This is a genomic window from Shewanella sp. 125m-7 (assembly GCF_052977045.1).
On sequence record NZ_JBRILQ010000044.1, the window covers coordinates 1 to 15233 of the forward strand.

The following is a 15233-nucleotide window of genomic DNA, read 5'->3' on the forward strand; positions in this document are numbered from 1 at the left end:
ATCCACGTTCAGTGCTCTATATACCCAGCCGCTACCCACTTAAATATAAACAGTAGTGCTTATCCGAATAGCATTAAACGTTAAGTTCGGCCTTTTTACATCTTGCTTTGCTTAATCAAGTATAAACTTGCCTAAGCTATTATCTATCACGCGAACACAGTTTGTAGTGGTGGTACGACTTGCTTCTTACGGCTCAATACGCCATCTAACCAGACTTTGCCATCTTCTGTTTTACAACTGTAAGCTGATTCAATCATTGCGATATCATCACTGATAATTAGCATTTCAGAACCTTCTTTCATGATATCCGTTAGCAGTAATAGAACGCTGTGACGGTTACCTTCTGCTTTTAGTGCCGCGATATCAGCTTCAAGTTCGGCTTTGATCTCGTCAAAGACGGCAAGATCGATTACTTCTAGTTGGCCAATGCCGACTAAGTTACCGTTCATGTTGAAGTCCTTAAAGTCACGCATGACTAGCTCGCGTGCTGGAGTGCCTTCAACCGCAGACTTTACTTTGAACATTTCCATGCCCAAGGCTTTGAAGTCTTCGATGCCTGCAATTTCGGCTAACGCTTCAACACACTTAATGTCAGCAGTTGTGCAAGTCGGTGACTTGAAGATAACCGTGTCACTTAAGATTGCACATAACATGATGCCAGCGATCTCTTTAGGGATCTCGACGTTATAGAAGTCATACATCATTTTAATAATGGTGTTACTACAACCGACAGGACGGATCCAGCACTCTAGTGGTGTTGAAGTCGTTAAATCGCCCAACTTATGGTGATCAACGATACCGACGATAGTCGCTTCTGCGATATCATCTGGCGCTTGAGTTAGCTCCGAATGGTCAACGATATACACTTCTTCGCCAGCATAACTGGTTTTGAATTCAGGTGCGTCGAAACCAAATTTTTCTAAAATGAAAGCTGTTTCAGGTGATAATCCACCTAAACGCGTCGCAACTGATGCTTCACCGATCTGGTTTCTTAGGTGTGCAAGTGCAATAGCACCACAAATTGAATCTGAATCTGGGATTTTGTGGCCCACAACATAAACTGGCATATATAAAGCTCTCCTTTAATTTGCGGCGATTTTAACAAAGTTTTTCACGTTGCGGAAATACCAAAAGGCCGCAGATGGAAATCAATTGCTCGAAAATCACAATTTATACGCGTTTAATCGTAGATAGCGCGTAATGACGGCTCATTTACGCCTATTTATTTAGACAGATGCAATACAGCCTAGTTCTAAAATAACGCCACACAGATCACCCTCTCCAATCAAAAAAACCCAAACAAGGTCAATTTTGGAACAAAATGGCGCTCAACATTAGACTTATATACCACTAGGAACGTTTTTATAGTATAAGCTTGCGTAAAATTATCTTTATCAAAACTGAGTGCCATAGCAATGTCAGACAAATTCTTTTTTAAGGGGCGTAAAAACCCAAAACCTAAGCACGAAAGCTATGGTTACAACACTAAGCGTGAAGTAAAAACCGGAACTGACGATAATCCTTTAGTCTTGATGGTACAAAGCGCCGAACGTGAAGCTGAGATCATGCAATTGCTTGCCGATAATGAGCTTGTAGGTCAGATAACGATTGATGCGACTCAGGATGAAAACATCATCCAGTTAATGGGGCTACTTAATAGGCCACAGACAACTCGCGTTGAAAAAACACCGAATCGTAACGACCCTTGTATTTGTGGTAGCGGTAACAAATACAAAAAGTGTTGTGGCTAAGCATTAAGCAAGGTCAGCATCGATAACGACGGGTACTGATATGTCATATCCGGTATTCAGATCGGTATGATTAGACACAGCATCTAAAGGATGCTGTTTCCTTATTTCTTTACTCGCCGATAAGCTTTTTGCCCTCTACATTTCAATGAATGGGGTAAAGCTAACGCTCTTCAAAAAACCATTTGCAACATTTGCTCAACCAAAATCTCTTGCCTAACGTTTTACAGACTCATTCCCAAACGACGTAAAACACTTTAGTGTCGCCAGATAAATAGCTTCAAAAACAATATTATAAGAGCCATTAAACCTTATCCCATTAACTTTAAATCGACTGTCTTGGTTTGAGTTTCAGTTATTATGATCCAATTTCGTTACACACGTTTACATATTCTCACTGTCACATTTCGCCACATCAATTAACATACAGTCAAAATTATAATGACTTTGCTCATCTTTATTCTTTAAACAAGCAGCACAAGATAGAGAATCGAGCGCGAAATTGCTTCAATAAGAGGACGTGTTTGTGGCTACCAAAAAACAGATCATTCTACCAATAGTTGTCATCGCTGTCGGCGTGGCAGGGCTGTTTGGCATGTCGGCATTGAAAAAGCCCCCGGAAGAAAAAGAAGAGGTCGATACGACTCCTCTAGTATCTATTCAAGCAGTAGAAATCAACCCAATGAGTTTTGCCGTCACCTCTTATGGCGTAGTGAATGCTCAATATGAAACTGAATTGGTATCACAAGTGAACGGTGAAATCGTTTACTTGTCAGCTAAGTTTGTCCGCGGCGGCTTTGTCAAAAAAGGCGATGTGCTCGCTAAGATAGATCAAAGTGACTATGAAGCTGCACTTATTGATGCCAAAGCGAAGATGGCCTCGGCTAAAGCGACACTGGTACAAGAAAAAGCCTTTGGAAAAGTTGCTGCAGAGGAATGGAAACGCATCGAAAATGGAGTCCCAACTGAACTCAGTTTGCGTAAGCCACAACTTGCGCAAGAAGTTGCTAAATTAAACTCCTCAGAAGCGGGACTTAAACGCGCAAACCGCAACCTTGAACGTACTATTATTAAAGCACCTTATGATGCACTTATTGAAGCTCGCAATATTGGTCTCGGCTCGTATGTCAGTATGGGGACGCCATTAGGTAAGGTGTTAAGCATCGCTCATGCAGAAGTGCGTTTACCCATTGCCGACAAAGAGTTGCAGTTTTTGGATAACAAAGGTAAAGGCGCCAAAGTTATGTTATCGGGTGAGTTCGCCGGAAAAATGCAGCAGTGGCCAGCAAAAATTGTCAGAAGCGAAGGTGTTATCGATAATCAAAGCCGCATGACCTATCTTGTTGCTGAAGTCACCGACCCTTATGGCCTTAAGTCCAACAAGAATGAATTGCGCTACGGTACTTACGTGACCGCAAATATTGATGGGACTCATGCAGGACAAGTCGCCGAGATCCCACGTCATCTGGTTATTAACAATCAAGTTGCCACACTCGATGATGAAGACAAACTGAGATACAAAGACGTTACCATAGTTCGCCAGATTGGCTCTAAAGTGATCGTCTCAGCCGGATTAGAGCCTGGAATGAATGTCATCACCTCAGCACTTGATTACCCAATTGAAGGCATGCAATTAGCCTTACCTAAAAACAAAGACTTATTAGAAGATGCCCCGACCGAGCCACAAGCTACGCAGATAGCCATGGAAGAGAAGGACTAATTTATGACCGATACCAATAAAGGCATTATTGCGTGGTTTGCACGTAACAGTGTTGCCGCAAACTTGCTGATGATTATCATCATATTAGGCGGTTTATTAACGGCCAATACCATTCGTAAGCAGTTCTTCCCTGCCGTCGAAATTAACTGGTTAGAATTTAACGCCGTTTATCCAGGAGCGGCGCCTCAAGAAGTCGAAGAAGGGATCACCATTAAGATCGAAGAAGCACTGGAAAGTGTTCAGGGTCTTAAGCGTGTCATTACCTACTCCAATAGAAATATATCCTCAGGGTATTTCCGAGTAGAAGATACTTACGATCCTCAGGTTGTGCTGGAAGAGGTTAAATCCGAAATTGACTCTATTTCTAGCTTCCCTGATGGCATGGAACGACCGAAAGTAGAACGCATCAAGCTTCGTCAAGAAGTGATGTACATGAGCCTCTACGGCGACTTATCTCAGCGCCAATTGAAAGATCTTGGTGAGAAAATCCACGATGAACTGCTGCAACTGCCATTGGTTAATATCACAGACTTCTATGGTGGGCTCGGCTATGAAATAGCCATTGAGGTAAGTAAAGATAGATTACGTGAGTTTGGCCTAAGTTTTAATGATGTAGCCGAAGCGGTACGTGGCTATTCACGAAATATGTCTGCCGGTCAGATTAGAGCCGAAAATGGTTATATTAACTTACGCGTTCAGAATCAGGCTTATGTCGGTTACGAATTTGAGAGCTTACCTTTAATTACTCTTGAAGATGGTACGACCCTATTACTGGGTGATGTTGCTAACGTTATTGATGGGTTTGAAGAAGGTATTCAATACTCTAAGTTCAATGGAAAAAACTCAGTTACCTTCTTCATCGGTGCGGCTAATGACCAGAGCTTGACCGATGTCGCCGACGTCGTTAAGGGCTATATCGCCGAAAAGCAAAAAGTTTTGCCTCAAGGGGTTAAGTTAGAGCCTTGGGTTGATATGACTTACTACCTCCAAGGTCGTCTAGACCTAATGCTCGACAGCATGAAAAGTGGTGCGATATTAGTCTTTATATTGTTAGCGCTATTTTTACGTGTCAGATTGGCATTTTGGGTGATGATGGGTCTGCCCGTATGTTTCTTAGGCACTTTGTTGTTCATGCCAATGGGCATGATTGACGTCACCATTAACGTCATTAGTTTATTCGCATTTATCTTAGTGCTCGGTATTGTCGTCGATGACGCGATTGTAATGGGCGAAAGTGCTCACGCTGAGTGTGAGGAAAAAGGTCAAACTATTGATAACGTTATTCGCGGTGTGAAACGAGTGGCGATGCCTGCAACGTTTGGCGTTTTGACGACAATAGCCGCATTTTTACCTATTACTTTAGATGATGGGCCCTCCTCTGCTTTCGGCCAAGCGATTGGATTTGTCGTTATCTTATGTCTGATCTTTTCGTTAGTTGAGTCTAAACTTATCTTGCCAGCGCATCTGGCACGAATGAAGCCAAAGACCATAGTAAAACCAGGCTCAAAAAATCCTCTCGATTGGTTACGTCTCCTTGTTAACTATCTACAAGAAAAGGTCGATACCGGTCTTAAAACCTTAATCACTCAATACTATCGTCCATCACTTCAAGTTGCCGTTAAGTATCGTTATACCGTGATTATGGTCTTCATTAGTCTGATCCTCGTTTGTGTCGGCCTGTATTCAGGTGGCGTGATCCGCTTTATTGGTCAACCGAAAATCCCTCATGACTTTCCGCGGATCACTTTTGAGATGAATGTTGATACCTCAGAAAAAGCGACCTTATCTGCAGCGCTTTCTATAGAGGAAGCCCTAAAACGCGTAGATAGCCAGCTAGAAGCGAAATATGGGCAAAAGATGATTTCAGATCTGCAAGTTGAGCTTCGTGGCCGCACATCGGCACAAGTTATGACTAAGCTTGTTGATCCAGATATTCGTCCTATCGATACCTTTGCCGTGGCAGAACTTTGGCGTCAAAACATGCCACTCATTCCAGGAATGAAGTCTTTTACCATTCGAGATAACTTGTTTGGCGGCGGACGTGACGACGGCGATATCAGCTTCAGACTTGAGGGCAAAGATGATGCGCAACTTGTCGCAGCTGCAAAAGAGCTAAAAGCCAAATTAATTAGCCTAAAAGGCGTTGGCGACGTTAATGATAGCCGTCAATCGAGTGCTAAAGAGATCCAGTTTGAGCTCAAACCTTTGGCTCATAGCCTAGGTTTGACCTTATCTGATATAGCGCGCCAAGTGGGTAATAGCTTTTATGGCCTCGAAGCTCAACGTATATTGCGTAATGGCGAAGAGATAAAAGTAATGTTGCGCTACCCTGAAGAACAGCGTAATTCCATCGCGCAAGTATCTGATGTGATAATAAAAACTCCACAAGGCGCGGAGATCCCATTATCAGAAATAGCTAAGATTATCGTCACTGATGGTGTTAATAGCATTCGTCGTGAAAACGGAAACCGGACCATTAATGTTTGGGGTTCGGTTGATGCAGACCAAGCCGAACCGTTTAAGCTTGCAAAAGATATCCGAGATAACTTCTTACCTGAACTGTTAAAGAAGTATCCACGAGTTCAGAGTGAAGTGTCGGGCAATATCCAAGAGCAGCTTGATAGCGCCGATACCCAAATGAGAGATTTCTTAATCTCTATGTTGGTGATTTATAGCCTACTTGCCATACCACTGAAGTCTTATTCACAACCATTGATGATCATGGCAGTGATCCCATTTGGTGTCATTGGCTCAGTACTAGGACATATGTTACTGGGACTCGACCTTAGCGCCCTTTCGGTATTTGGCATTATCGCAGCAGCGGGTGTTGTTGTGAATGACTCACTGGTGATGGTGGATTATATCAATAAGTCTCGAGAGTCTGGTATCGCCATGAAGTTATCGGTACTCGAAGCGGGTTGTCGCCGCTTTAGAGCGATTTTACTCACATCACTGACGACCTTTATCGGTTTGGTACCGATTATGACTGAAACGAGTATGCAAGCGCAGATGGTGATCCCTATGGCTGTTTCATTAGCCTTTGGTGTGTTATTTGCGACAGTGGTGACACTCGTACTCATCCCTTGCTTATACGTGATGATAGAAGATATCAAACGTATAATTGGCAGTAAGTCTAGAGTGAGTGAACCGACAGTTGATGTGGCAGCATCTCAAGAGCTTGCTGCGAACGCGAAACTATCTGAACAAAGCTAGCGTGTAATACCAATCGTACTAAATATGCGATTGGTATCTACCAGTAGATATAGAAACTCGTCGACTCTCGCTGAGTGCTCAAATTTTTATACTGATTGCTATAATAGCTTTAAACTAGACTAGAAAACTAAAAAAGCCTCTGTTGTAAGACAGAGGCTTTTCTTTACCCGAAATAAACCGAATGAATGATTAACCGATTTTTTCTAGGTCACCCATATAGCGACGCAATACTTCAGGCACCGTGATTGAGCCATCTGCATTTTGATAGTTCTCAATAACCGCGACCAAAGTACGACCCACTGCTAATCCTGAGCCATTTAGCGTGTGCAATAGACTTGGCTTCTTAGCTGATTTTGCTTTAAAGCGAGCTTGCATACGGCGAGCTTGGAAGTCTTGCATGTTACTGCAAGAAGAGATCTCTCTGTAGGTGTTTTGCGCTGGCAACCACACTTCAATATCAAATGTTTTGCTTGAACCAAAGCCCATATCACCAGTACAAAGCACTACGGTGCGGTACGGTAGACCTAGCTTTTGCAGCACGGTTTCAGCGTGAGCGGTTAACTCTTCTAACGCCTGCATTGAATCTTCTGGCTTAACAAGTTGTACTAGCTCAACTTTGTCAAACTGATGCTGACGGATCAAACCACGAGTATCACGTCCGTAAGAACCCGCTTCACTTCTGAAGCATGGAGTATGCGCAGTTAACTTAATCGGCAACTCATCTTCATCGACAATGGTATCGCGAACTAAGTTAGTTAGCGGCACTTCAGCCGTAGGGATAAGGCTTAGGCCCTGTCCTTCTTCTGTAGCAGGCTTTGTATGGAATAGATCTTCACCAAACTTTGGTAGTTGGCCCGTTCCCATTAAGCTGTCTTCATTAACGAGTAAAGGCACATACGCTTCAGTGTAACCATGTTCAGTCGTATGTAAATCTAACATGAACTGCGCCAGTGCACGGTGCATACGAGCGATTTGGCCTTTCATGACAATGAAACGAGAACCGGTGATTTTTACCGCATTCTTGAAATCTAGACCGCCAAGGTTCTCACCAAGTTCGACGTGATCTTTAACGTCAAAATCGTATTCTTTAGGTGTACCCCAACGACGAACTTCAACATTCTCAGACTCATCGGCGCCAATTGGGGCTGACTCGTCAGGTAGATTTGGCACGCTCATCGCAATCGCATTAAGCTCATCTAACAAAGAGGCCAGTTCTATTTTCTTGGCATCAAGCTCTTCACCTAGCGAACCTACTTGAGCCATGATTGGAGCGACATCTTCGCCTTTAGCTTTTGCTTGTCCAATCGACTTAGAAATGGCGTTACGTGATGCTTGTAATTCTTCGGTAGCGACCTGAAGCGATTTACGCTTATCTTCAAGCTTTCCAAGACGCTCGACATCTAAAATAAAACCGCGAGTGGCTAAACGCTCTGCGGTGACTTCTAATTCACTGCGTAATAATTTTGGATCTAACATATTTTATTATCTTAATAGTTAAAAACGAGAAAATACCAATTGCTGTCCAAGATAGACGACGAAGATACAGACGCCTACATTGACAACAACATTCAATAGGGCTTTAACCAAATATCCCTGTTGCATTAATAACAAGGTTTCATTGGAAAAAGTAGAAAACGTGGTTAGGGCCCCTAACATACCGACCCCAATAAACGCTTTAATCTCTGGGCTAAGTACGCTCACTTCTCCGAGTGCAAAAATAACACCCATTAAAAACGACCCAAAAATATTGACGACCAGTGTACCAAAAGGAAATCCACTACCAAATACCTGAAGTATCAATAATGAGATAAGATAGCGAAAAACAGCCCCAATTGAGCCGCCTAAGGCTACAAAAAGAACATTATTCATATCTTTTCACCTTACTCTGTTCATCTAAGAGCTTTAACTGAGAAAGCTTATCTTTGATCCGTTTCTCAAATCCACGTTCTGTAGGGTAATAAAAACGCTGTTCAGCAAGCGCTGCGGGCAGATATTTTTCACCACTCGCATATGCATTGGGTTCATCATGAGCATAACGATACCCCTGCCCGTAGCCGATATCTTTCATCAGTTTAGTCGGTGCATTGCGTAAGTGTTCAGGTACTGGCTCATGACCGGTTTCGCGAGCGAGTTGTCTTGCTTGTGCAAATGCAGTGTAAACCGCGTTACTTTTAGGTGCGCTGGCAAGATATAACACAGCTTGTGCTATCGCCCGCTCCCCCTCTGATGGTCCTACTCGATGAAAACATTCCCAAGCATTGATTGCGACTGTCATGGCCATAGGATCAGCATTACCGATATCTTCTGACGCTATTGCTAACAGCCGGCGGGCGATGTAAAGAGGATCGCAACCACCTTCAAGCATCCTGCAAAACCAATAGAGCGCGGCATCAGGTGCGGAGCCGCGAATGGATTTGTGTACAGCAGAAATCAGATCATAGTATTGATCACCATTCTTATCAAAGCTGGCTAACTGTTGTCCAGCAACAGCAATAATCATCTCTTCAGTAAAAGCCTCTCCATCTTTGAGCATGTCGCTCATAAGCTCTATTAAGTTGAGTGCTTTACGGGCATCACCATCGCAGGTTTGGGCTAATTTTAGCGCAACGTCTGGTGGTAAGAGTAACTTTCGCTTGCCTAGGCCCCGCTCTTCATCTTCCAGTGCTTGTTGAACAATTTGGCCGATCTCTTCTGGTTCTAGCTGTTTAATAAGATAAACACGCGCCCTAGATAGCAAAGCGTTATTGATCTCAAATGAGGGGTTTTCTGTGGTAGCACCGATAAAGATAACCGTACCATCTTCAATAAACGGCAAGAATGCATCCTGCTGGCTCTTATTAAAACGATGTACTTCATCGACGAATAATAGCGTACGTTGACCTCGAGATTGGGCCACGCTCTTAGCGTGTTCTATTGCACTGCGGATCTCTTTTACGCCCGAGGTGACGGCCGAAATTCTTTCTACATGAGCATTGGCATAATGGGCGACGAGTTCAGCTAAGGTTGTTTTACCTGTGCCAGGCGGGCCCCAAAACATCATTGAATGGGCACGCCCTGCTTCAAGCGCTTGGCGTAACGGCTTACCTTCACCCAATAAGTGTGACTGGCCAATATATTGCTCTAGCCGTTCGGGCCGCATTCTTGCGGCTAACGGTCTAAAGTCTGGTGCAAAATCGAAACTGAAACTAGACACAAACTTCTCTTAATTGGTCGACTTTAAACGCTGATCGTCAATATCGACATCATCAGGAACCACAAACTTAAACAGCTCTTGCTCATTAGCAGCAATCAGACTTTGATTGGTTAGATTAAAGTCGCTGATATTGCCTTGTTGATCTTTGAGCACCATTTTTGTTAACTGGTTACCATCAAAGCAAACCTGCACCTCTGATACACCACTGTCTTTATCTTTAGGACTAATATCGAAGCAATCTCCCGTTTGATTAACGTTATAGTGTGACCAGGTCTCCTCATCAGAATGAACTAACAAGGCTATCGGTGACGCATTAATTGCTTGATTAAGATCCATAACTGACACTTCTTCTGCAAATGGATTATAAATCCACACGTCAGTGCCGTCGGCGACAATCAACGACTCATCTGGTGCGGTTAAGTGCCAATAAAACTGATTTGGATGAGAAAGCGCAAACACACCTTCTCCAGTCTGGATAACTTTATCGTTGATATCGGTAACTGTTTGACTGAAATCGGCCTTTAGACTACTAATTTCATTTAATTTTATTTTTAATTCATCTGAACTATCTGCCAATGCAGGCAAATGAGTAAACAACGGCAGGCTTAACGCTGCAATAGCAAAAATCTTTTTCATCTTGTTCTCCAAGTTAAGCCTAGAACTGGCTTAACTTTAACACTGAATAGGTACCTAAGGTCGTCCTAGATCCGTTAATTTAGACGTAATCTTTCGGCGGTGGCGGTGCTAGCACCTCTCGGTTACCGTTATGCCCTTGAGAGCTAACAACACCTTGTAGCTCCATCTGTTCGATAATTCGCGCTGCGCGGTTGTAGCCAATCTTGAACTTCCGCTGCACACTCGATATCGAACCACGACGAGTTTGGGTTACAAACGCAACAGCATCATCATATAGGGCATCCATTTCTTCTTCTGAATCACTAGACTCACCAGGTAGTAACACCTGCTCACCTTCTGCAGAACCCTGTAATATCTCTTCTATATATTGTGGCTTACCGCGAGCATGCCAATCAGCGACAACTTTATGTACCTCGTGATCATCGATGAATGCACCATGAACTCGGTTTGGCACACTGGTTCCAGGAGGTAAATACAACATGTCACCCATACCCAATAACGTCTCGGCACCTTGCTGATCTAGAATCGTTCTAGAGTCAATTCTAGATGAAACTTGGAATGCCATACGCGTTGGGATGTTCGCTTTAATTAAGCCGGTTATCACGTCAACTGATGGTCTTTGAGTTGCTAGAATTAAATGGATCCCCGCAGCACGCGCTTTTTGTGCAATACGCGCAATTAACTCTTCTACTTTTTTACCCACAATCATTATCATATCGGCAAATTCATCGACCACGACAACGATAGAAGGCAGTTTATCTAGCTCTGGAGCCTGAGATTCCATACTATCTGATGCTTTCCAAAGTGGATCACAGATAGGCTGACCCGACTCTTTGGCCTGTTTTATTTTCGCGTTGTAGCCTTTAAGGTTACGCACCCCTAGTGCTGACATCAGTTTATAGCGACGTTCCATCTCGCCCACACACCAACGCAGTGCATTAGCCGCTTCTTTCATATCCGTTACGACTTCGCACAAGAGATGGGGGATCCCCTCATAAACTGATAGTTCAAGCATTTTAGGGTCGATCATGATGAAGCGCACATCATCTGGGCCAGACTTATAAAGCAAGCTGGTAATCATGACGTTAACCCCTACAGACTTACCCGAACCCGTTGTACCAGCAACCAGAAGGTGAGGCATTTTGCCTAAATCAACAATAACCGGTTTACCACCAATATCGGCGCCAAGTACCATGCTTAAATGTGATGGGTTTTCTCTAAACTCTTCACAATCGAGTACGTCGCGCATAAAGACAGTTTCACGGAACTTGTTTGGCAACTCAAGACCTACGTAGGCTTTTCCTGGGATCACCTCAACGACTCGTACATTCTCAGCCAATAACGAACGCGCCAAATCTTTAGAAAGATTGGTAATTTTAGATGCTTTAATACCAGGAGCTAATTCAAGCTCAAATCGAGTCACCACAGGCCCTGGATAAACACCTACGACATTGGCGGTGATGTTAAAGTCGGCAAGCTTTACTTCAACCAGCTTACCAATTTGCTCCAACTCTTCTTGGCTGATTGGATTAGCTTTACGGTTTGGTACATCTAATAAAGAGATACAAGGCAACGGCGCCATAGGCGGACGCTCTTTTACTATCTCTTGACCTGGCAGGACTACAATCCCATCAACGATCTTAGCTTTTTCTGCTTCGACGCGTTTAGCAGCATTAACCGCACCAACGGACTCATTGTGATTAAAATCGATGGACTCAATGTCATCTTTAGTCTCACTAACCCAAGGCACCGCAATCGATGGTTCAACAGTCTCTAGTACTACAGCGTCTTCATTGATAACGGCTTGTGTAAATTTCGGCTCAATAATTTTAGGCTCAACTCTTTGTTGGACCTTTATCTCATGTTCTGCAGGCTCATCATTTTGAAGGTTTTGTTCGTTGTCGTCTTCATATTCATCAGCTTGTTTATTTCTTCGTTCTTTAAAACGCTCAACCACAGACATAAAACCGCGAGTATCTTCAGTCTCGCCCATAGCAGGCTTAAATTTACTAGGTAAGCCTCTAATTTTATTGAATAACCAAATCGTTCCATATCCGGTTAAGTCGATCACGGTTAACCAACTGATCCCTGTTAGGAGGGTAAAGCCCGCTCCGACAAAGCAGAGTAATAAAAGTGTAGTACCTAACTTATTAAAATAAGGAAGCATCGCTTGGCCAATTACGTCACCGGCAACACCACCGGCCGAAAAACCGTAAATAGCGTTTGCGTTCATACTCGCTAAAGCAGCAAGACTAAGCACTATCAATAAGAACCCAATTAAGCGCAGGCCCACCGAGAAATAGTCGATTTCTAATAGTTTGTGGGTTCGTTTAAACAGGAGCCAGCCCGTTAGCGCAATAATAATCGGTATGATGTAGGCACAATAACCAAAGAAATAAAACAGTACATCCGCTAGCCAGGCGCCTACCGCACCAGTTAAGTTATTAATTTCGCCATCGAAATTTGATTGACTCCATCCTGGATCTGAAGAATGGAAACTGCTCAATGAAATAAGAACGTATGTTGCGAGCATGCAACAAACAATGAGACTACCTTCTAATAGCCGTTGTACGCCGGAGAGCGTTTTAACACTATTTCCCTTAGACAATGGAAAACCTACACTAAAAAACGTTAATTAATGACAAGATACCAGAATTTAAGACTTTATGCAGCGTTTACAGCTTCACGTAACAACCGAATACTTATGCATAAAAACACTTTGCATCAATTTGTATCAATTTGGATTTTGTATAAAAAAAGGAGCCTTTTCGGCTCCTTTTGTTATTTAATATAATATTTACGACTCTGAAACGGTATTGATAGCAACACGATTTGTTTGCTTAACCTCTTCCATAACCACATATGTACGAGTGTCTGAAACGGCAGGTAGTTTAAGAAGCGTTTCACCTAATAAGCGACGATATGCAGACATATCAGAAACTCGAGTCTTCAATAAGTAGTCAAAATCACCTGACACTAGATGGCATTCTTGAATATCATCGAGCAGTTGTACGGCTTTATTGAACTTATCAAACACTTCAGCAGTATCGCGGTTTAAGGTGATCTCTACGAACACTAATAATGATGCCCCCAAATAATGAGGATTTACTAATGCTGTGTAACCCTTTATATAACCTTGCTTTTCAAGTCTTTTAACTCTTTCTAGGCACGGTGTTGGGCTCAATCCTACACGCTTGGATAACTCGACATTTGAAATACGGCCATCAATCTGTAATTCATTAAGTATATTTCTATCGATACGATCTAAGTCTTTTATAGGACTCTTTTTATTATTAACCATATTTATAACCCTGGCTGACGTATAAATCGACATTATTGTCTGCTTTTAAAAAAACTTCAGCAGCAAAAACTGCGGAAGGAATACTATACTAGATTTCCCTGAAACATTCACGTTCAGGCAATATAAAATAACAATTACACCCATATTCAATGGGTTTTTATGCAAAATTGAGGCTCGAAGATGATTATAGGTGTTCCAAAAGAAATCAAAAATCACGAATATCGTGTTGGCATGGTTCCATCGAGTGTTCGCGAATTGACGTCACGAGGTCATGAGGTTTTTATTGAAACAAATGCTGGCTCAGGCATAGGTTTTACTGACAATGATTATGTCGAAGTCGGTGCTAAGATTCTAGATACTGCGGCAGAAGTATTTGCCAAATCAGAAATGATCGTCAAAGTGAAAGAACCTCAAGCAGTCGAGCGTGCAATGCTACGTGAAGATCAGCTGCTATTCACCTATCTTCACCTAGCACCAGATCTTCCTCAAACTGAAGATTTAGTTAAAAGTGGTGCTGTTTGTATTGCTTATGAAACAGTGACAGACGATCGTGGCACACTTCCTTTGCTAGCACCTATGTCAGAAGTTGCAGGCCGTATGTCTATCCAAGCCGGCGCAATGGCACTAGAAAAATCAATGGGTGGCCGCGGTATGTTACTCGGCGGTGTTCCAGGTGTAGAACCAGCTAAAGTCGTTATTATTGGCGGTGGTATGGTTGGCACAAATGCAGCACAAATGGCTGTTGGGCTTGGCGCTGATGTTGTTATTCTAGATAGAAGCATAGATGCGCTTCGTCGTCTTAACGCTCAGTTTGATAACAAGGTAAAAGCAATTTACTCTACTGCTGATGCTATTGAAAAGCATGTATTAGAAGCAGACCTTGTTATTGGTGGTGTTCTCGTTCCTGGTGCAGCAGCGCCAAAACTTGTCACTAAAGACCATATCAAACGAATGAAACCTGGCTCTGCGATTGTAGATGTTGCAATTGACCAAGGCGGCTGTATTGAAACTTCTCATGCTACGACACACCAAGATCCAACTTATATCGTTGATGACGTTGTACATTACTGTGTCGCGAACATGCCAGGCGCAGTAGCGCGCACATCAACTTTTGCATTAAATAATGCGACCTTACCGTATATTATTAAGCTTGCTCAGCTTGGTTATAGAGAAGCACTTTTACAAGACAAACACTTGCTAAATGGGCTAAATGTGATGCACGGTAAGATCACCTGTGCTGAAGTTGCTGAAGCACTGCACCTTGAGTTTGTTGATCCCATAATATTACTAAAGTAGATTTTAAATATTGATAAGCAATTGGTTAGTTGGTTAGTTGGTTAGTTGGTTAGTAATTATTTAATAAGCAATTTATTAGTAAACAATTACTTAAGAAGGGAGCCTAAGGCTCCCTTCTTGTATTTA

11 protein-coding genes are annotated in these 15233 nt (G+C 42.8%); 4 read left to right on the plus strand and 7 right to left on the minus strand.

Annotation, left to right across the window (positions count from 1 at the left end; all coding sequences use genetic code 11):
- Positions 1–146: 146 nt before the first annotated feature.
- Positions 147–1067, minus strand: coding sequence for a manganese-dependent inorganic pyrophosphatase (locus ACVBIL_RS17100; RefSeq protein WP_447168159.1), 921 nt, complete (start codon positions 1065–1067; stop codon positions 147–149).
- Positions 1068–1415: 348 nt separating this feature from the next.
- Here ACVBIL_RS17100 and ACVBIL_RS17105 point away from each other — a divergent pair, with 348 nt between their 5' ends.
- The 3 genes from ACVBIL_RS17105 to ACVBIL_RS17115 all read left to right on the plus strand — a co-directional run bounded on the left by ACVBIL_RS17105 (position 1416) and on the right by ACVBIL_RS17115 (position 6681).
- Entirely contained in the window at positions 1416–1751 is a 336-nt protein-coding gene (locus tag ACVBIL_RS17105) for a PBPRA1643 family SWIM/SEC-C metal-binding motif protein (RefSeq protein WP_447168160.1), read from the plus strand.
- Between the two features lie 523 nt (positions 1752–2274).
- Entirely contained in the window at positions 2275–3468 is a 1194-nt protein-coding gene (locus ACVBIL_RS17110) for an efflux RND transporter periplasmic adaptor subunit (RefSeq protein WP_447168161.1), read from the plus strand.
- A 3-nt stretch (positions 3469–3471) separates the two neighbouring features.
- Positions 3472–6681 carry an efflux RND transporter permease subunit gene (locus tag ACVBIL_RS17115; RefSeq protein ID WP_447168162.1) on the plus strand — a complete coding sequence of 1070 codons (3210 nt, stop codon included), beginning with the start codon at positions 3472–3474 and terminating at the stop codon, positions 6679–6681.
- A gap of 189 nt (positions 6682–6870) precedes the next feature.
- On the opposite strand, the gene serS is transcribed toward ACVBIL_RS17115, so the two are convergent.
- From serS to lrp, 6 genes are all read right to left on the minus strand, one after another.
- Positions 6871–8157: a serine--tRNA ligase gene (serS, locus tag ACVBIL_RS17120; RefSeq protein WP_447168163.1), complete on the minus strand. Its 1287-nt coding sequence runs from the start codon at positions 8155–8157 to the stop codon at positions 6871–6873.
- 18 nt (positions 8158–8175) lie between these two features.
- Positions 8176–8550 (minus strand): fluoride efflux transporter CrcB, encoded by a 375-nt coding sequence (crcB, locus tag ACVBIL_RS17125; protein ID WP_447168164.1) that lies wholly within the window; start codon positions 8548–8550, stop codon positions 8176–8178.
- Entirely contained in the window at positions 8543–9874 is a 1332-nt protein-coding gene (locus ACVBIL_RS17130; RefSeq protein ID WP_447168165.1) for a replication-associated recombination protein A, read from the minus strand. Before ACVBIL_RS17130 ends, crcB begins: the two co-directional genes overlap by 8 nt.
- Positions 9875–9883: 9 nt before the next feature.
- A complete protein-coding gene (lolA, locus tag ACVBIL_RS17135; protein WP_447168166.1) occupies positions 9884–10510 on the minus strand; it encodes an outer membrane lipoprotein chaperone LolA in 627 nt (208 codons plus the stop codon).
- 79 nt (positions 10511–10589) lie between these two features.
- Positions 10590–13118, minus strand: coding sequence for a DNA translocase FtsK (locus ACVBIL_RS17140; RefSeq protein WP_447168167.1), 2529 nt, complete (start codon positions 13116–13118; stop codon positions 10590–10592).
- Between the two features lie 189 nt (positions 13119–13307).
- On the minus strand, positions 13308–13811 hold the full coding sequence (gene lrp, locus ACVBIL_RS17145) for a leucine-responsive transcriptional regulator Lrp (protein ID WP_447168168.1): 504 nt from the start codon (positions 13809–13811) through the stop codon (positions 13308–13310).
- 180 nt (positions 13812–13991) lie between these two features.
- Between lrp and ald the strand changes: the two genes are divergently transcribed.
- The gene (gene ald, locus ACVBIL_RS17150; protein WP_447168169.1) at positions 13992–15107 is read left to right on the plus strand and encodes an alanine dehydrogenase; all 1116 of its coding nucleotides are present in this window, start codon (positions 13992–13994) and stop codon (positions 15105–15107) included.
- Positions 15108–15233 lie beyond the last annotated feature (126 nt).

Excerpts from the sequence above, each read along its gene's own strand:
- ACVBIL_RS17100 (WP_447168159.1), bottom strand. The coding sequence starts at position 1,067 with ATGCCAGTTTATGTTGTGGGCCACAAAATCCCAGATTCAGATTCAATT.
- ACVBIL_RS17105 (WP_447168160.1), top strand. The coding sequence starts at position 1,416 with ATGTCAGACAAATTCTTTTTTAAGGGGCGTAAAAACCCAAAACCTAAG.
- ACVBIL_RS17115 (WP_447168162.1), top strand. The coding sequence starts at position 3,472 with ATGACCGATACCAATAAAGGCATTATTGCGTGGTTTGCACGTAACAGT.
- serS (WP_447168163.1), bottom strand. The coding sequence starts at position 8,157 with ATGTTAGATCCAAAATTATTACGCAGTGAATTAGAAGTCACCGCAGAG.
- crcB (WP_447168164.1), bottom strand. The coding sequence starts at position 8,550 with ATGAATAATGTTCTTTTTGTAGCCTTAGGCGGCTCAATTGGGGCTGTT.
- lolA (WP_447168166.1), bottom strand. The coding sequence starts at position 10,510 with ATGAAAAAGATTTTTGCTATTGCAGCGTTAAGCCTGCCGTTGTTTACT.
- lrp (WP_447168168.1), bottom strand. The coding sequence starts at position 13,811 with ATGGTTAATAATAAAAAGAGTCCTATAAAAGACTTAGATCGTATCGAT.
- ald (WP_447168169.1), top strand. The coding sequence starts at position 13,992 with ATGATTATAGGTGTTCCAAAAGAAATCAAAAATCACGAATATCGTGTT.